The sequence below is a fragment of the Pseudomonas sp. OF001 genome, from assembly GCF_904426495.1.
Classification (GTDB): Bacteria; Pseudomonadota; Gammaproteobacteria; order Pseudomonadales; family Pseudomonadaceae; genus Geopseudomonas.
In genome coordinates, this window is record NZ_CAJGBM010000012.1 from 73,751 (window position 1) to 91,056 (window position 17,306).

Below are 17,306 nucleotides of genomic sequence, written 5' to 3' on the forward strand. Positions count from 1 at the left end.
CGCGCAGCCTTTTCTTTGCAAGCTGGCGGCTCGGCCGCCGGGAAGAGACAGGGATGCAGTTTTTCGGTGCCATGAGGGCACGGGTTCACTCTGTCGCGGTCAAAGCCGCGCCGGAGCGCGAAAAGCCGGTTTTTCGCAACATCACACTGCCGCAGGAGATTCGTATGGCCCAGCTGAGTGGTCGCCAAGCCCGCTACAAACGTATTTTGCTCAAGCTCAGCGGTGAAGCGCTGATGGGCAGCGAGGACTTCGGCATCGATCCCAAGGTGCTCGACCGCATGGCCCTGGAGATCGGCCAACTGGTGGGCATCGGCGTGCAGGTCGGTCTGGTCATCGGCGGCGGCAACCTGTTCCGCGGCGCGGCGCTGAGCGCGGCCGGCATGGACCGGGTGACCGGCGACCACATGGGCATGCTGGCCACGGTGATGAACTCGCTGGCCATGCGCGACGCCCTGGAGCGCTCGAACATCCCGGCGCTGGTGATGTCCGCCATCTCCATGGTCGGGGTCACCGACCACTATGATCGCCGCAAGGCCATGCGCCACCTGAACAGCGGCGAGGTGGTGATCTTCTCCGCCGGCACCGGCAATCCGTTCTTCACCACCGATTCTGCCGCCTGCCTGCGCGCCATCGAGATCGATGCCGATCTGGTGCTGAAGGCCACCAAGGTCGATGGCGTGTACACTGCCGATCCGTTCAAGGATCCCAATGCCGAGAAATTCGAGCGCCTGACCTATGACGAGGTGCTCGATCGCAAGCTGGGCGTGATGGACCTGACCGCCATCTGCCTGTGCCGCGATCACAAGATGCCGCTGCGGGTGTTCAACATGAACAAGCCCGGAGCCTTGCTTAACATTGTTGTCGGGGGAGCCGAAGGCACCCTGGTCGAGGAGGGTTGAGAATGATCAACGAGATCAAGAAGGACGCGCAGGAGCGCATGAAGAAGTCGCTGGATTCGCTGGATCACGCCTTTGCCAAGATCCGCACCGGCCGCGCCCACCCGAGCATCCTGGACAGCGTCATGGTGTCCTACTACGGCGCCGACACCCCGCTGCGCCAGGTGGCCAACGTGGTCGCCGAGGATTCGCGCACCCTGGCCCTGACCGTGTTCGACAAGAGCATGATCCAGGCCGTTGAGAAGGCCATCATGACCTCCGACCTGGGGCTCAATCCGGCCACCGCCGGTACCACCATCCGTGTGCCGATGCCGGCGCTGACCGAGGAAACCCGCAAGGGCTACACCAAGCAGGCACGCGCCGAGGCGGAGAACGCCCGCGTGGCGATCCGCAACATCCGCCGCGATGCGCTGGCCCAGCTCAAGGACCTGGTCAAGGAGAAGGAGATCAGCGAGGACGACGAGCGTCGTGCCGCCGACGAGGTGCAGAAGCTCACCGACAAGGCCGTCGGCGAAGTCGAGAAGGCCCTCGAGGCCAAGGAAGCCGACCTGATGGCCGTCTGACGGCCGGATGACTGTCATGGACAAGACGATGCAAGCACCTGCGGGTACGCCGCGCCACGTTGCCATCATCATGGATGGCAACAACCGCTGGGCGAAGAAGCGCTTCATGCCCGGCGTGGCCGGGCACAAGGCCGGCGTCGATGCGGTGCGCGCGGTGATCGAGGTGTGCGCCGAGGCCAAGGTCGAGGTGCTGACCCTGTTCGCCTTCTCCAGCGAGAACTGGCAGCGCCCGGCCGACGAGGTCGGCGCGCTGATGGAGCTGTTCCTCATGGCCCTGCGCCGCGAGGTGAAGAAGCTGGCGGCCAACGGCATCCGCCTGCGTATCCTCGGCGAGCGCACGCGCTTCCAGCCCGAACTGCAGAAGGCTATGTCCGAGGCCGAGGCGCTGACCGCCGAAGGCGGCGGCATGCTGCTGCAGGTGGCGGCCAACTACGGCGGCCAGTGGGACATCACCCAGGCGGCGCAGCGTCTGGCGCGCGAGGTGGCCGCCGGTCACCTTGCCGTCGACGAGATCACCCCCGATCTGCTGCAGCGCTGCCTGGCCACCGGCACCCAGCCGCCGGTCGACCTGTGCATCCGCACCGGTGGCGAGCAGCGCATCAGCAACTTCCTGCTCTGGCAGGTGGCCTACGCTGAGCTGTACTTCTCCGAGCTGCTGTGGCCGGACTTCAAACACGATGCCATGCGCGCCGCGCTGGCCGACTTCTCCCGTCGCCAGCGGCGCTTCGGCAAGACCAGCGAGCAGGTGGCGGCGGAACAACGGAAGCCCACATGCTGAAGCAGCGCATCATCACCGCCCTGATCATGCTGCCCGTTGCCCTGGGCGGCTTCTTCCTGCTGCAGGGTGGCTGGTTCGCCCTGTTCATCGGCCTGGTGGTCTGCGCCGGCGCCTGGGAGTGGGCGCGTCTCGCCGGCTTCGAGGCGCAGCCGCTGCGCCTGGGCTATGCCGGCGTGGTCGCCCTGCTGCTGGCGCTCCTCTACCAGTTGCCGTCGCTGGCCGGGCCGGTGCTGGCCCTGGCGGTGCTCTGGTGGCTGGCGGCCATCGCCTTGGTGCTCGCCTATCCGGCCAGCAGCCGGGCCTGGCAGGCGCTGCCGGTGCGCCTGGCGATCGGTCTGCTGATCCTGCTGCCGGCCTGGCAGGGGCTGCTGCTGCTCAAGCAGTGGCCGCAGGGCAACAGCCTGATCCTCGCGGTGATGCTGCTGGTGTGGACGGCCGACGTCGGCGCCTACTTCAGCGGCCGGCGCTTCGGCCGGCGCAAGCTGGCGGTGCAGGTCAGTCCCGGCAAGAGCTGGGAGGGGCTGTACGGCGGCCTGGCCGGCAGCCTGCTGTTGACCCTGCTGGTCGGCCTGTATCGCGACTGGGACGCCCGTGACCTGATGATGGCGCTGCTCGGTGCGGCGCTGGTGGTGCTGATCTCGGTGGTCGGCGACCTGACCGAGAGCATGTTCAAGCGTCAGTCCGGCATCAAGGACAGCAGCAGCCTGCTGCCCGGCCACGGCGGCGTGCTGGATCGCATCGACAGCCTGACGGCGGCGGTGCCGATGTTCGCCGTGCTGCTCTGGCTGCACGGCTGGGGAAGCCTGTGAAGCAGATAACCGTACTCGGGGCGACCGGTTCCATCGGTCTCTCCACCCTCGACGTCGTCGCCCGTCATCCCCACGACTACCGCGTCTTCGCCCTGACCGGCTTCAGCCGGCTGGCCGAGCTGGAGCGCCTGTGCCTGCTGCATCGCCCGCGCTTCGCCGTGGTGCCGACGGCCGAGGCGGCGCGCGTGCTGCAGGATGGTCTGCGTGGCGCCGGGCTGGATACCGAGGTGCTGGTCGGCGAGTCGGGCTTGTGCACGGTCGCCGCCCACCCGGAGGTGGATGCGGTGATGGCCGCCATCGTCGGCGCCGCCGGGCTCAAGCCGACCCTGGCCGCGGTGCAGGCGGGCAAGCGCGTGCTGCTGGCCAACAAGGAGGCGCTGGTGATGTCCGGCGCCCTGTTCATGCAGGCGGTGCAGGCCCACGGCGCCGAGCTGCTGCCGATCGACAGCGAACACAACGCCATCTTCCAGTGCATGCCCGGCGACTACGGCCAGGGCCTGGGGCGGGTCGGCGTGCGGCGCATCCTGCTCACCGCCTCCGGCGGGCCGTTCCGCTGCTGGCCGCTGGAGCGCATCGCCGAAGCCACGCCGCAGCAGGCCTGCGCCCATCCCAACTGGGCGATGGGGCGCAAGATCTCGGTCGACTCGGCGAGCATGATGAACAAGGGGCTGGAGCTGATCGAGGCCTGCTGGCTGTTCGATGCGCGCCCGGCCCAGGTCGAGGTGGTGGTCCATCCGCAGAGCGTGATCCATTCGCTGGTCGACTACGTCGACGGTTCGGTGCTGGCCCAGCTGGGCAATCCGGACATGCGCACGCCCATCGCCCATGCCCTGGCCTGGCCGCGGCGCATCGACTCCGGGGTGGCGCCGCTGGACCTGTTCGCCATCGCCCGCCTCGACTTCGAGGCGCCGGACGAGCGGCGTTTCCCCTGCCTGAAACTGGCGCGCCAGGCGGCCGAGGCGGGCGGTACGGCGCCGGCGCTGCTCAACGCCGCCAACGAGGTGGCGGTCGCCGCCTTCCTTGACGAGCGCATCCGCTTCGTCGACATTGCCCGAATGATCGAGGCGGTGCTCGAGCGCATCCCTGCCGTTGCCGTCCGCGAGCTGGACACCGTGCTGCAGGCCGATGCCGAGGCGCGTGCCGCCGCGCAGGACTGGCTTGGCCACTGCGGACACTGAGTCCGGAGGTTTTTCGATGAGCGCGTTGTACATGATCGTCGGCACCCTGGTCGCCCTGGGTGTGCTGGTCACCTTCCACGAATTCGGTCACTTCTGGGTGGCGCGGCGTTGCGGCATCAAGGTGCTGCGTTTCTCGGTGGGCTTCGGTGCGCCGCTGCTGCGCTGGCATGACCGCCACGGCACCGAGTTCGTGATTGCCGCCATCCCGCTGGGCGGCTACGTGAAGATGCTCGACGAGCGCGAGGGCGAGGTTCCCGCGGCGCTGCTCGATCAGGCGTTCAACCGCAAGAGCGTACGCCAGCGCTTCGCCGTGGTCGTCGCCGGGCCGCTGGCCAACTTCCTGCTCGCCATCCTGTTCTTCTGGGTGGTCGCCATGCTCGGCAGCCAGCAGGTGCGCCCGGTGATCGGCAGCGTCGAGCCGGGCAGTCTGGCGGAGCAGGCCGGGGTGATGGCCGGTGCCGAGGTGCTGGCGGTGGACGGACGGGCGGTGCAGGGCTGGAGCGAGGTCAACCTGCAGCTGGTGCGCCGTCTCGGCGAGAGCGGCAGCCTGCGCCTGCGTCTGCAGGAGCCGGACTCCAGCGTGCAGAGCGAGCGCACCCTGGCCCTGGATGGCTGGCTCAGGGGGGCCGAGGATCCCGATCCGTTGGCGGCGCTGGGCATCCGTCCGTGGACGCCGAGGGTCGAGCCGGTACTGGCCCAGCTCGATCCGCAGGGGCCGGCGCAGGCCGCCGGGCTGGAGGTGGGCGATCGCCTGCTGAGCCTGGACGGGGTGGCGCTGGACGATTGGCAGCAGGTGGTCGAGCGGGTGCGCGAGCGCCCGGGGCAGCGGGTGAGCTTGCGGGTCGAGCGCGATGGCCAGGCGCTGGACGTCAGCCTGACCCTGGCCGCTCGCGGCGAAGGCAAGGCGCGCAGCGGCTACCTCGGGGCCGGCGTCAACGGCGGCGAATGGCCGGCGCAGATGCTTCGTGAAGTCCGTCACGGTCCGCTGGATGCGGTGGGCGAAAGCCTCGGGCGGACCTGGTCGATGAGCCTTCTGACCCTCGACTCGATCGGCAAGATGCTGTTCGGCGAGCTCTCGGTAAAAAACTTGAGCGGCCCGATAACGATTGCTAAAGTGGCCGGCGCTTCGGCCCAGTCTGGGGTGGGAGATTTCCTGAGCTTCCTCGCCTACCTGAGTATCAGCCTCGGCGTGCTCAACCTGCTGCCGATTCCGGTCCTCGATGGCGGGCATCTGCTGTTCTATATGGTCGAATGGGTCCGTGGCCGGCCGCTGTCGGAACGGGTGCAGGCGCTCGGCATGCAGATAGGCATCAGCCTGGTGGTCGGCCTGATGCTTCTCGCCCTGTTTAATGACATCAGCCGGCTGTAACCTGCCACGCATTGCGGAGCTGCCGCCTGGGGCGGCAGTTCCTTTTTAGTCAGTCTGAAAAGTTAGAAAGGACTTCATGAAACGCTTGCTGCTACCGGCGGTAATTGCCGCGCTGATCACCGCCGAGGTTCACGCCGAGTCCTTCACGATCACCGACATTCGCGTCAACGGCCTGCAGCGGGTATCCGCCGGCAGCGTGTTCGGCGCCCTGCCGCTCAACGTCGGCGACGCGGTCGACGACCGTCGCCTGGTCGAGGCGACCCGCTCGCTGTTCAAGACCGGCTTCTTCCAGGACATCCGCCTCGGTCGCGAGGACGGCGTGCTGGTGGTCGACGTGGTCGAGCGCCCGTCGATCTCGGCGATCGAGATCGACGGCAACAAGGCCATCGCCACCGATGATCTGCTCAAGGGCCTCAAGCAGTCCGGCCTGGCCGAAGGCGAGATCTTCCAGCAGGCGACCCTCGAGGGTGTGCGCAACGAGCTGCAGCGCCAGTACGTGGCGCAGGGCCGCTACTCGGCGAGCATCGACACTGAGGTGGTCAGCCAGCCGCGCAACCGGGTCGCCCTGAAGATCAAGATCAACGAGGGTTCGGTCGCCGCCATCCAGCACATCAACATCGTCGGCAACAAGGTGTTCTCCAGCGAGGAGCTGGCCGGCCTGTTCGAGCTGCGCACCACCAACTGGCTGTCGTTCTTCCGCAACGACGACAAGTATTCCCGCGAGAAGCTGTCCGGCGACCTCGAGCGCCTGCGTTCCTACTACCTGGATCGCGGCTACATCAACATGGACATCACCTCCACCCAGGTGTCCATCACCCCGGACAAGAAGCACGTCTACGTCACCGTCAACATCGACGAGGGCGAGCGCTACACGATCCGCGAGGTCAAGCTGGCCGGCGACCTGCGTGTGCCGGAGGAAGAGGTGCGCAAGCTGCTGCTGGTCAAGGAAGGCCAGGTGTTCTCGCGCAAGGTGATGACCAGCACCTCCGAGCTGATCACCCGCCGCCTCGGCAACGAGGGCTACACCTTCGCCAACGTCAACGGCATCCCCGAGCCGCACGACGAGGACAACACCGTCTCGCTGACCTTCGCCGTCGACCCGGGCAAGCGCGCCTACGTCAATCGCATCAACTTCCGCGGCAACACCAAGACCGAGGACGAGGTGCTGCGCCGCGAGATGCGCCAGATGGAAGGCGGCTGGGCCTCGACCTACCTGATCGACCAGTCGAAGACCCGCCTCGAGCGCCTCGGCTACTTCAAGGAGGTCAACGTCGAGACCCCGCCGGTGCCGGGCACCGACGACCAGATCGACGTCAACTACAGCGTCGAGGAGCAGCCGTCCGGCTCGATCACCGCCAGCGTCGGCTTCGCCCAGAGCGCCGGCCTGATCCTTGGCGGCTCGATCAGCCAGAACAACTTCCTCGGCACCGGCAACAAGGTCAACGTCGGCCTGACCCGCAGCGAGTACCAGACCCGCTACAACTTCGCCTTCACCGATCCGTACTGGACCGAGGACGGCGTCAGCCTCGGCTACAACATGTTCTATCGCACCACCGACTACGACGACCTCGACGTCGACGTGTCGAGCTACTCGGTGGACAGCCTCGGTGCCGGCATCAACCTCGGCTATCCGATCAGCGAGACCTCGCGCCTGACCTACGGGCTGTCGGCCCAGCAGGACGACATCAAGCCCGGTACCTACACGGTCGACGAGATCAACGACTTCATCGCGGCCGAAGGCGACAGCTACACCAACTTCAAGGGCTCGATGGGCTGGTCGCAGTCGACCCTCAACCGCGGCATGTTCGCCAGCCGCGGCTACTCGCAGAGCCTGGTCGGCGAGATCACCCTGCCGGGCAGCGACCTGTCGTTCTACCGCATCGACTACAACGGCCAGGTCTTCGTCCCGCTGTGGAAGAAGGACTACGCCCTGCGCTTCCATGGCCGCTTGGGCTATGCCGACAGCTACGGCTCGACCAGCGAACTGCCGTTCTACGAGCACTACTACGCCGGCGGTTTCGGTTCGGTACGCGGCTTCGAGGAAAGCAGTCTCGGCCCGCGCAGCACGCCGGCCGCGGCCGATCCGGATCAGGATCCGCAACCCTTCGGCGGCAACGTCATCGTGCAGGGCGGTACCGAGCTGCTGTTCCCCCTGCCGTTCGTCAAGGACCAGCGCTCCCTGCGCACCGTGTTGTTCTGGGACGTCGGCAACGTGTTCGACACCAACTGCAGCGCCGCCCAGGAGGCGCGCGGCGAGGTCGGCTGCGACATCAGCCTGAGCGACATGGCCAGCTCGGTGGGCGTCGGCCTGACCTGGCTGACCGCGCTCGGCCCGCTGAGCTTCAGCCTCGGCATGCCGGTCAAGGAGCCCGAGAACTCCGATACCCAGGTATTCCAGTTCTCCCTGGGACAGACTTTCTAAGCCCGTTGGGGCCTTTCACCCAACCGATTCGTATCAGGAGTTCATCGTGCGCAAGTTGACCCAAGCAATCCTGTTCGCCGCCGCTATGGTGAGCCTGCCGGCCTTCGCCGAAATGAAGGTGGCGGTACTCAACTATCAAATGGCCCTGCTCGAATCCGACGCGGCCAAGAAGTACGCCGTCGATGCCGAGAAGAAGTTCGGCCCGCAGCTCAACCGCCTGAAGACCCTGGAGAGCGACGCCAAGCGCATCCAGGACCGCCTGATGAAGGAGGGCGAGAAGATGGCGCAGAGCGAGCGCGAGCGTCTGGAACTCGAGTTCAAGCAGAAGGCCCGCGACTTCCAGTTCCAGTCCAAGGAGCTGAACGAGGCCAAGGCCATCGCCGACCGCGACATGCTCAAGCAGCTCAAGCCGAAGCTGGACAAGGCCGTCGAGGAAGTGATCAAGAAGGGCAACTACGACCTGGTGCTGGAGCGCGGTGCCGTGGTGGAAGTCAAGCCGCAGTTCGACATCACCAAGCAGGTGATCGAGCGCATGAACCAGCTGCGCTGATCGCCATGAGTGCTTCCGTCCATACCCTTGGCGAGCTGGCCGCGCGCGTCGGCGCCGAGCTGCGCGGACCGGCCGGTCTGCCCATCGCCGGTCTGGCCGCCCTGCAGGACGCCGGCCCGCAGCAGCTGACCTTTCTCGCCAACGCGCAGTACCGCAAGCACCTGGCGACCTGCCAGGCCGGCGCGGTGCTGCTGACTCCGGCCGATGCCGAGGGCTTCGCCGGCAATGCGCTGGTGCTGGCCAATCCCTACCTGGCCTTCGCCCAGCTGTCGCACCTGTTCGACCGCAAGCCGGTCGCCGTGCCCGGCATCCACCCGACGGCCATGGTCGCCGCGGATGCCGTGGTCGATCCGAGCGCCTCGGTCGGTCCCGGCGTGGTGATCGAGTCCGGCGCGGTGATCGGCGCGCGGGTGAGCCTCGGTGCCCATTGCGTGATCGGTGCGCGCAGCGTGATCGGCGACGACGGCTGGCTGGCGCCGCGGGTGACCCTGTACCACGACGTGCGCATCGGTCAGCGTGTGGTCATCCAGTCCGGCGCGGTGCTCGGCGGCGAGGGCTTCGGCTTCGCCAACGACAAGGGCGTGTGGATCAAGATCGCCCAGATCGGTGGCGTGACCATCGGCGACGACGTCGAGATCGGCGCCAACACCACCATCGACCGTGGCGCCCTGGCCGACACGGTGATCGGCAACGGGGTCAAGCTCGACAACCAGATCATGATCGCCCACAACGTGCAGATCGGCGATCACACTGCCATGGCCGGCTGCTGCGGCATCTCCGGCAGCACCAGGATCGGCAAGCACTGCATGATCGCCGGCGGCGTCGGCATGGTCGGTCACATCGAGGTGTGCGATCACGTGTTCGTCACCGGCATGACCATGGTCACCCGCTCGATCACCGAGCCGGGGGCCTATTCCTCGGGCACGGCGATGCAGCCGGCGGCCGAGTGGAAGAAGAGCGCCGCGCGCCTGCGTCACCTTGACGACATGGCCAAGCGCCTGCAGCAGCTGGAAAAACAGCTCGCCGCCGTGACCCGGAGCGGGGATGGCTCATCTGATGCCTGAGGCACGCCTCCCCGTGTTCCATTTTTTGACCAAGGCTCCCACACCATGATGGATATCAACGAGATTCGCGAACTCCTGCCGCACCGCTACCCGTTCCTGCTGGTGGATCGGGTGGTGGAGATGGATCTCGAGGAAAAGCGCATCCGCGCCTACAAGAACGTGACCATCAACGAGCCGTTCTTCAATGGCCACTTCCCGGGCCATCCGATCATGCCGGGGGTGCTGATCATCGAAGCCATGGCCCAGGCCGCCGGCCTGCTCGGCTTCAGCATGATGGGGGCCAAGGCGGCCGCCGACACCCTGTACCTGTATGTCGGCTCCGACAACCTGCGTTTCCGCTCGCCGGTGACCCCGGGGGATCAGCTGATCCTCGAGGCCCGCGTACTCAGCACCAAGCGTGGCCTGTGGAAGTTCGAGTGCCAGGCCAGCGTCGACGGCAAGGCGGTCTGCTCCGGCGAGATCATCTGCGCGGAACAGAAGAAATGAGTCTGATCGACCCTCGCGCCATCATCGATCCGAGTGCCAGGCTGGCCGACTCCGTCGAAGTTGGCCCCTGGTCGATCATCGGTCCGAACGTGGAAATCGGCGAGGGTACCGTGATCGGTCCCCACGTGATCGTCAAGGGCCCCACGGTGATCGGCCGGCACAATCGCATCTACCAGTTCTCCTCGGTAGGCGAAGACACTCCCGATCTGAAGTACAAGGGCGAGCCGACCCGTCTGGTGATCGGCGACCACAACGTGATCCGCGAAGGCGTCACCATCCATCGCGGCACCGTGCAGGATCGCTTCGAGACCACCATCGGCAACCACAACCTGCTGATGGCCTACGTGCACGTCGGCCACGACAGCGTGATCGGCGACCACTGCATCCTGGTCAACAACACCGCACTGGCCGGCCACGTGCACGTCGGCGACTGGGCGATCCTCTCCGGCTTCACCCTGGTCCACCAGTTCTGCCATATCGGCGCGCACAGCTTCTCCGGCATGGGCACGGCGATCGGCAAGGACGTGCCGGCCTTCGTCACCGTGTTCGGCAGCCCCGCCGAGGCGCGCAGCATGAACTTCGAGGGCATGCGCCGGCGCGGTTTCAGCGACGAGGTGATGCACGCCCTGCGCCGCGCCTACAAGGTCGTGTACCGCAAGGGGCTGACCGTCGAGGAGGCGCTGGCCGACCTGGCCGCCGACGCGGCGCAGTACCCGGAAGTGGCGCTGTTCTGCGACTCGGTGCGCAGCTCGACCCGCGGCATCACCCGCTGACGCCATGGCCCGTCCCCTGAAGATCGCCCTGGTCGCCGGCGAGGCGTCCGGCGACATCCTCGGCGCCGGCCTGATGCAGGCCATCAAGGCCCGCCACCCCGATGCCCGCTTCATCGGCGTCGGCGGGCCGCGCATGCAGGCCGAGGGCCTCGATTCGTACTTCCCGATGGAACGCCTGGCGGTGATGGGCCTGGTCGAGGTGCTCGGCCGCCTGCCCGAACTGCTCAAGCGCCGCCGCGGCCTGATCCGCACCCTGATCGACGAGCGCCCGGACGTGTTCGTCGGCATCGATGCGCCGGACTTCAACCTCGGCGTCGAATTGAAGCTGCGCCAGGCCGGCATCCGCACCGTGCACTACGTCAGCCCCTCGGTGTGGGCCTGGCGGCAGAAGCGCGTGCTGAAGATCCAGCGCGCCTGCGACCTGATGCTCACCCTGTTCCCCTTCGAGGCGCAGTTCTACGAGGCGCAGCAGGTGCCGGTGTGCTTCGTCGGCCACCCGCTGGCCGACGCCATCCCCCTGACGGCCGACCGCGCCGCCGCGCGCGCCGCTCTCGGCCTGCCGGAGCAGGGCGCGGTGGTGGCGCTGCTGCCCGGCAGTCGCGGCGGCGAGGTCGAGCGTCTCGGCGGCCTGTTCCTCGACGCCGCCGAGCGCCTGCGCGCGCTGCGTCCGGGGCTGCGCTTCGTGCTGCCCTGCGCCAGCGCCGAGCGCCGCGCCCAGGTCGAGGCCATGCTCGCCGGGCGCGACCTGCAGGTCAGCCTGCTCGACGGCCGCTCCCACGAGGCTCTGGGCGCCTGCGATGCGGTGCTGATCGCCTCCGGCACCGCGACCCTCGAGGCGCTGCTGTTCAAGCGGCCGATGGTGGTGGCCTACCGGGTGGCGCCGCTGACCTACCGCATCCTCAGACGGCTGGTGAAGAGTCCGTACATCTCGCTGCCCAACCTGCTGGCCGGGCGCCTGCTGGTCCCCGAGCTGATCCAGGACGCCGCCACGCCGGAAGCACTGGCCGGCGCGCTGGCGCCGCTGATCGACGATGGCCAGGTGCAGACCGAGGGCTTCGATGCCATCCACCGCGCGCTGCGCCGCGGCGCCTCCGAGCGCGCCGCCGAGGCGGTGTTGCGGCTGGTGGAGGGCGCCTGATGCAGCTGGGTCTGGATTTCACCCTGGTCGAGGAGCTGGTCGCCGGCGTTGACGAGGTCGGCCGCGGTCCGCTGTGCGGTCCGGTGGTCACCGCCGCGGTGATCCTCGATCCGGCGCGTCCCATCGCGGGGCTCAATGACTCCAAGAAGCTCAGCGAGGCGCGCCGTGAGCGGCTGTTCGACGAGATCCGCGACAAGGCGCTGGCCTGGTGCATCGGTCGCGCCGAGGTCGAGGAGATCGACCGCCTGAACATCCTGCAGGCCACCTTCCTGGCCATGCAGCGTGCGGTCGAGGGGCTGCCCATCCAGCCGCGGCTGGCGCTGATCGACGGCAATCGCTGCCCGAAGCTCCTGGTGCCCAGCGCGCCGGTGGTCGGCGGCGACGCCAGGGTGCCGGCGATCGCCGCCGCCTCGATCCTCGCCAAGGTCAGCCGCGACCGCGAGATGGCCGAACTGGATGCCCGCTATCCTGGCTACGGCATGGCCGGGCACAAGGGCTATCCGACGCCGGCGCATCTCGAGGCGCTCAGGCGCCTGGGGCCGACGCCCATTCATCGGCGCTCCTTTGCGCCGGTCCGGGCGCTGCTCGATCCGTCCTGAGCTAACCCATGCACTGCCTGTCCGGGCCCGGTACAATTCCGGGCCCAGTCGTTTCTGCGTCCACGGAATTGCCATGACCGCCACCTTCGTCCACCTGCGCGTGCACACCGAATACTCCCTGGTCGACGGCCTGGTACGGGTCAAGCCGCTGGTCAAGGCGGTGGCCGGGGCGGGCATGCCGGCGGTGGCGGTCACCGACATGAGCAACATGTGCTCGCTGGTCAAGTTCTACAAGACCGCCATGGGGGGCGGCATCAAGCCGATCTGCGGCGCCGACCTGTGGCTGGCCGGCCGCGGCGAGGACGCCCCGCTGTCGCGCCTGACCCTGCTGGCGATGGATGCCCAGGGTTACCGCAATCTCACCGAGCTGATCTCGCGCGGCTGGACCGAGGGGCAGCACAACGGCCTGGTGGTCATCCAGCGCGACTGGGTCAAGCAGGCCGCCGCGGGGCTGATCGCGCTGTCCGGTGCCAAGGAGGGGGAGATCGGCCTGGCGCTGCTCGGCGGTCACGCCGACGAAGCCGAGGCGCTGCTGCGCGAGTGGCAGGCGGTGTTCCCCGAGCGCTTCTACCTGGAGGTGCAGCGCACCAGCCGGGTCAACGACGAGGAGTACCTGCACGCGGCGGTGCAACTGGCCACGCGCTGCGATGCGCCGCTGGTGGCCACCAACGACGTGCGCTTCCTCAAGCAGGACGACTTCGAGGCCCACGAGACCCGCGTGTGCATCGGCGAGGGACGCACCCTCGACGATCCGCGGCGGCCGCGCAATTACTCGGACCAGCAGTACCTGAAGAGCCCGGCGGAGATGGCCGAGCTGTTCAGCGACCTTCCCGAGGCGCTGGAGAACACCGTCGAGATCGCCAGGCGCTGCAACATCGACGTGCGCCTGGGCAAGCACTTCCTGCCCGACTTCCCGACGCCCAACGGCATGGGCATCGACGACTACCTGCGCCACGCCTCCTACGAGGGGCTGGAAGAGCGTCTTGAAGTGCTGCTGCCCAAGGACACTCCGGACTACGAGGCCAAGCGCCAGGTCTACGTCGACCGCCTGGAGTTCGAGCTGGGCACCATCATCCAGATGGGCTTTCCCGGCTACTTCCTGATCGTGGCCGACTTCATCCAGTGGGCGAAGAACAACGGCGTGCCGGTGGGGCCGGGGCGCGGCTCGGGTGCCGGCAGTCTGGTCGCCTACGTGCTGAAGATCACCGACCTCGACCCGCTGGCCTACGACCTGCTGTTCGAGCGCTTCCTCAACCCCGAGCGGGTCTCCATGCCCGACTTCGACGTCGACTTCTGCATGGACGGCCGCGACCGGGTGATCGACTACGTGGCCGACAAGTACGGTCGCAACGCGGTGAGCCAGATCATCACCTTCGGCTCGATGGCGGCCAAGGCGGTGGTGCGCGACGTGGCGCGGGTGCAGGGCAAGTCCTACGGGCTGGCCGACCGCCTGTCGAAGATGATCCCCTTCGAAGTCGGCATGACCCTGGAAAAGGCCTACGAGATGGAGGAGCCGCTGCGCGAGTTCCTCGCCGTCGATGAGGATGCCAGGGAAATCTGGGACATGGCCCTCAAGCTCGAGGGCATCACCCGCGGCACCGGCAAGCACGCCGGCGGCGTGGTGATCGCGCCGACCAGGCTCACCGACTTCTCGCCGATCGCCTGCGACGAGGAGGGCGGCGGCCTGGTCACCCAGTTCGACAAGGACGACGTCGAGGCCGCCGGCCTGGTCAAGTTCGACTTCCTCGGCCTGCGCACCCTGACCATCATCAAGTGGGCACTGGAGACCATCAACCGCGAGCAGGCGAAGAAGGGCCTGCCGCCGGTCGACATCGACTTCATCCCGCTGGACGACAAGCCGACCTACCAGTTGCTGCAGCGCGCCGAGACCACCGCGGTGTTCCAGCTCGAATCGCGCGGCATGAAGGAGCTGATCAAGAAGCTCAAGCCGGACTGCCTGGAAGACCTCATCGCGCTGGTGGCGCTGTTCCGTCCCGGCCCGCTGCAGTCGGGCATGGTGGACGACTTCATCAACCGCAAGCACGGCCGTGCCGAGCTGTCCTATCCGCACCCGGACTACCAGTACGCGGGCCTCGAGCCGGTGCTCAAGCCCACCTACGGCATCATCCTGTACCAGGAGCAGGTGATGCAGATCGCCCAGGTGATGGCCGGCTACACCCTCGGCGGCGCCGACATGCTGCGTCGGGCCATGGGCAAGAAGAAGCCCGAGGAGATGGCCAAGCAGCGCGGCGGCTTCATCGAGGGCTGCGCCAACAACGGCATCGACGGCGAGCTGGCGGGCAACATCTTCGACCTGGTGGAGAAGTTCGCCGGCTACGGCTTCAACAAGTCGCACTCGGCTGCCTACGGCCTGGTCTCCTACCAGACCGCCTGGCTGAAGACCCATTTCCCGTCGCCGTTCATGGCCGCGGTGATGTCGGCGGACATGCACAACACCGACAAGGTGGTGATCCTCATCGAGGAATGCCGCAGCATGAAGCTGCGCATCGACGCCCCCGACGTCAACGTCTCCGAGTTCAAGTTCACCGTCAACGAGGACGGGCGCATCGTCTACGGCCTCGGTGCGGTCAAGGGCGTCGGCGAGGGGCCGGTGGAGGCCATCGTCGAGGCGCGCGCCACGGGGCCGTTCAAGGACCTGTTCGACTTCTGCGCGCGGGTCGATTTGAAGCGCATCAACAAGCGCACCCTGGAGGCGCTGATCCGCAGCGGTGCGCTGGATCGCCTCGGTCCGCACTACCACGACGAGCCCAAGGCCTACCAGGCCAGCCTCGACCTCAATCGCGCGGTGCTGCTGGCGGCGATGGAGGAGGCGGTACAGGCGGCCGAGCAGAGCGCGCGCAGCGCCGACAGCGGGCACATGGACCTGTTCGGCGGGCTGTTCGCCGAGCCCGAGGCCGACGTCTACGCCAACTACCGCAAGGTGCGCGAGCTGACCCTCAAGGAGCGCCTGCGCGGCGAGAAGGAGACCCTCGGCCTGTACCTGACCGGCCATCCGATCGACGAATACGAAGGCGAGGTGCGCCGCTTCGCCCGCCAGCGCATCATCGACCTGCGCCCGGCGCGCGAGACGCAGACGGTGGCCGGGCTGATCGTCAACCTGCGGGTGATGAAGAACAAGCGCGGCGACAAGATGGGCTTCGTCACCCTCGACGACCGTTCCGGTCGCATCGAGGCCTCGCTGTTCGCCGAGGCCTTCGCCGCCGCCCAGTCGCTGCTGCAGACCGACGCGCTGGTGGTGATCGAGGGCGAGGTGAGCATGGACGACTTTTCCGGCGGCCTGCGCCTGCGCGCGAAACGGGTGATGAGCCTGGAGGAGGCGCGCACCGGGCTGGCCGAGAGCCTGCGCATGCGGGTCGACGGCGAGGTGCTCAGGGGCGAGCGGCTGCGCTGGCTGGCCGAGCTGTGCGGCCAGCATCGCGGCGCCTGTCCGATCACTCTCGACTACAGCGGCCGGGACGCGCGCGCCCTGCTGCAGTTCGGCGACCAATGGCGAATCGACCCCACCGACAACCTTATCCAGACTTTGCGTGACCAGTTCGGACGCGACAACGTCTTCCTCCAATACCGCTAAGGCGGGGTCCTCCGACCCTGCCAGGCTCGACCCGTGGCGCCCGATCCCGTAAAGTCGGGCGCCTGTTTTCCTGAGCCGAACAGTAACCCGCTCACCACGGATGCCTGCATGAACCCGAATTATCTGGATTTCGAACAGCCGATCGCCGACCTGCAAGCCAAGATCGAAGGCCTGCGCATGGTGGGCAACGACAACGAGCTGAACATCAGCGAAGAGATTGCCCGCCTGCAGGACAAGACCAGGACGCTGACCCAGAGCATCTTCAGCAACCTGACCAGCTGGCAGATCGCGCGCCTGGCCCGTCATCCGCGCCGCCCGTACACCCTGGACTACATCCAGCACATCTTCACCGAGTTCGACGAGCTGCACGGCGACCGCCACTTCGCCGACGACGCCGCCATCGTCGGCGGCGTGGCCCGCCTGGACGACAAGCCGGTGATGATCATCGGCCACCAGAAGGGCCGCGAGGTGCGCGAGAAGGTGCGCCGCAACTTCGGCATGCCGCGCCCCGAGGGCTACCGCAAGGCCTGCCGCCTGATGGAGATGGCCGAGCGCTTCAAGCTGCCGATCCTCACCTTCATCGACACCCCCGGCGCCTACCCGGGTATCGACGCCGAGGAGCGCGGCCAGAGCGAGGCCATCGCCTGGAACCTGCGCGTCATGGCGCGCCTGAAGACTCCGATCATCGCCACCGTGATCGGCGAGGGCGGTTCGGGCGGCGCGCTGGCCATCGGCGTGTGCGACCAGCTGAACATGCTGCAGTACTCCACCTACGCGGTGATCTCTCCGGAAGGCTGCGCCTCGATCCTCTGGCGCACCGCCGAGAAGGCGCCGGAAGCCGCCGAGGCCATGGGCATCACCGCCGAGCGCCTGAAGGAGTTGGGCATCGTCGATACCGTGATCGCCGAGCCGCTGGGCGGCGCCCACAGCGACCATGCGGCCATGGCTGCCGTGCTGCGCGAGTCGCTGAACCAGCAGCTGGACATGCTCGGCAAGCACGACATCCCGGCCCTGCTGGACCGTCGCTACCAGCGCCTGATGAGCTACGGCGCGGTCTGATCCCCCGGCTATGCCGATCTGAAGGCTCCT

Annotated in this window: 15 protein-coding genes; all 15 read left to right on the plus strand. The window is 67.5% G+C overall.

Annotated elements, in window-relative coordinates; translation table 11 throughout:
• The first annotated feature begins 164 nt into the window (after positions 1 to 164).
• The 15 genes from pyrH (at position 165) to accA (ending at position 17,276) form a co-directional block, all read left to right on the plus strand.
• Positions 165 to 899: a UMP kinase gene (pyrH, locus tag RA210_RS08570; RefSeq protein WP_201486117.1), complete on the plus strand. Its 735-nt coding sequence runs from the start codon at positions 165 to 167 to the stop codon at positions 897 to 899.
• A gap of 2 nt (positions 900 to 901) precedes the next feature.
• Positions 902 to 1,459, plus strand: coding sequence for a ribosome recycling factor (gene frr, locus RA210_RS08575; protein WP_136489092.1), 558 nt, complete (start codon positions 902 to 904; stop codon positions 1,457 to 1,459).
• 16 nt (positions 1,460 to 1,475) lie between these two features.
• The gene (gene uppS / locus RA210_RS08580; RefSeq protein WP_201486118.1) at positions 1,476 to 2,237 is read left to right on the plus strand and encodes a polyprenyl diphosphate synthase; all 762 of its coding nucleotides are present in this window, start codon (positions 1,476 to 1,478) and stop codon (positions 2,235 to 2,237) included.
• Positions 2,231 to 3,046 (plus strand): phosphatidate cytidylyltransferase, encoded by an 816-nt coding sequence (locus tag RA210_RS08585; RefSeq protein WP_201486119.1) that lies wholly within the window; start codon positions 2,231 to 2,233, stop codon positions 3,044 to 3,046. The genes uppS and RA210_RS08585 overlap by 7 nt, the downstream gene beginning before the upstream one ends.
• Complete coding sequence (ispC, locus tag RA210_RS08590) at positions 3,043 to 4,224, plus strand: 1-deoxy-D-xylulose-5-phosphate reductoisomerase (RefSeq protein ID WP_442963391.1); 1,182 nt, start codon at positions 3,043 to 3,045, stop codon at positions 4,222 to 4,224. Before RA210_RS08585 ends, ispC begins: the two co-directional genes overlap by 4 nt.
• A 16-nt stretch (positions 4,225 to 4,240) precedes the next feature.
• A complete protein-coding gene (rseP, locus tag RA210_RS08595; protein ID WP_201486120.1) occupies positions 4,241 to 5,593 on the plus strand; it encodes a sigma E protease regulator RseP in 1,353 nt (450 codons plus the stop codon).
• A 76-nt stretch (positions 5,594 to 5,669) separates the two neighbouring features.
• Positions 5,670 to 8,015: an outer membrane protein assembly factor BamA gene (bamA, locus tag RA210_RS08600; protein WP_136489097.1), complete on the plus strand. Its 2,346-nt coding sequence runs from the start codon at positions 5,670 to 5,672 to the stop codon at positions 8,013 to 8,015.
• A gap of 46 nt (positions 8,016 to 8,061) precedes the next feature.
• Positions 8,062 to 8,565, plus strand: a complete 504-nt coding sequence (locus RA210_RS08605; RefSeq protein ID WP_136489098.1) for an OmpH family outer membrane protein — start codon at positions 8,062 to 8,064, stop codon at positions 8,563 to 8,565.
• 5 nt (positions 8,566 to 8,570) lie between these two features.
• On the plus strand, positions 8,571 to 9,629 hold the full coding sequence (lpxD, locus tag RA210_RS08610) for a UDP-3-O-(3-hydroxymyristoyl)glucosamine N-acyltransferase (protein ID WP_136489099.1): 1,059 nt from the start codon (positions 8,571 to 8,573) through the stop codon (positions 9,627 to 9,629).
• A gap of 45 nt (positions 9,630 to 9,674) precedes the next feature.
• Complete coding sequence (fabZ, locus tag RA210_RS08615; protein ID WP_136489100.1) at positions 9,675 to 10,115, plus strand: 3-hydroxyacyl-ACP dehydratase FabZ; 441 nt, start codon at positions 9,675 to 9,677, stop codon at positions 10,113 to 10,115.
• Positions 10,112 to 10,888, plus strand: a complete 777-nt coding sequence (gene lpxA / locus RA210_RS08620) for an acyl-ACP--UDP-N-acetylglucosamine O-acyltransferase (protein WP_201486121.1) — start codon at positions 10,112 to 10,114, stop codon at positions 10,886 to 10,888. The genes fabZ and lpxA overlap by 4 nt, the downstream gene beginning before the upstream one ends.
• A 4-nt stretch (positions 10,889 to 10,892) precedes the next feature.
• Positions 10,893 to 12,026 (plus strand): lipid-A-disaccharide synthase, encoded by a 1,134-nt coding sequence (gene lpxB, locus RA210_RS08625; RefSeq protein WP_201486122.1) that lies wholly within the window; start codon positions 10,893 to 10,895, stop codon positions 12,024 to 12,026.
• Complete coding sequence (gene rnhB, locus RA210_RS08630) at positions 12,026 to 12,625, plus strand: ribonuclease HII (RefSeq protein ID WP_136489103.1); 600 nt, start codon at positions 12,026 to 12,028, stop codon at positions 12,623 to 12,625. The genes lpxB and rnhB overlap by 1 nt, the downstream gene beginning before the upstream one ends.
• A 73-nt stretch (positions 12,626 to 12,698) precedes the next feature.
• The gene (gene dnaE / locus RA210_RS08635) at positions 12,699 to 16,217 is read left to right on the plus strand and encodes a DNA polymerase III subunit alpha (protein ID WP_201486123.1); all 3,519 of its coding nucleotides are present in this window, start codon (positions 12,699 to 12,701) and stop codon (positions 16,215 to 16,217) included.
• A gap of 108 nt (positions 16,218 to 16,325) precedes the next feature.
• The gene (gene accA / locus RA210_RS08640) at positions 16,326 to 17,276 is read left to right on the plus strand and encodes an acetyl-CoA carboxylase carboxyl transferase subunit alpha (RefSeq protein WP_136489105.1); all 951 of its coding nucleotides are present in this window, start codon (positions 16,326 to 16,328) and stop codon (positions 17,274 to 17,276) included.
• The last annotated feature ends 30 nt before the right edge of the window (positions 17,277 to 17,306 follow it).

Bases quoted from the DNA above. Each gene is read 5' to 3' on its own strand.
- pyrH (WP_201486117.1), top strand. From the start codon at position 165: ATGGCCCAGCTGAGTGGTCGCCAAGCCCGCTACAAACGTATTTTGCTC.
- RA210_RS08585 (WP_201486119.1), top strand. From the start codon at position 2,231: ATGCTGAAGCAGCGCATCATCACCGCCCTGATCATGCTGCCCGTTGCC.
- lpxA (WP_201486121.1), top strand. From the start codon at position 10,112: ATGAGTCTGATCGACCCTCGCGCCATCATCGATCCGAGTGCCAGGCTG.
- frr (WP_136489092.1), top strand. From the start codon at position 902: ATGATCAACGAGATCAAGAAGGACGCGCAGGAGCGCATGAAGAAGTCG.
- rseP (WP_201486120.1), top strand. From the start codon at position 4,241: ATGAGCGCGTTGTACATGATCGTCGGCACCCTGGTCGCCCTGGGTGTG.
- lpxB (WP_201486122.1), top strand. From the start codon at position 10,893: ATGGCCCGTCCCCTGAAGATCGCCCTGGTCGCCGGCGAGGCGTCCGGC.
- uppS (WP_201486118.1), top strand. From the start codon at position 1,476: ATGGACAAGACGATGCAAGCACCTGCGGGTACGCCGCGCCACGTTGCC.
- rnhB (WP_136489103.1), top strand. From the start codon at position 12,026: ATGCAGCTGGGTCTGGATTTCACCCTGGTCGAGGAGCTGGTCGCCGGC.
- lpxD (WP_136489099.1), top strand. From the start codon at position 8,571: ATGAGTGCTTCCGTCCATACCCTTGGCGAGCTGGCCGCGCGCGTCGGC.
- bamA (WP_136489097.1), top strand. From the start codon at position 5,670: ATGAAACGCTTGCTGCTACCGGCGGTAATTGCCGCGCTGATCACCGCC.
- accA (WP_136489105.1), top strand. From the start codon at position 16,326: ATGAACCCGAATTATCTGGATTTCGAACAGCCGATCGCCGACCTGCAA.
- dnaE (WP_201486123.1), top strand. From the start codon at position 12,699: ATGACCGCCACCTTCGTCCACCTGCGCGTGCACACCGAATACTCCCTG.
- fabZ (WP_136489100.1), top strand. From the start codon at position 9,675: ATGATGGATATCAACGAGATTCGCGAACTCCTGCCGCACCGCTACCCG.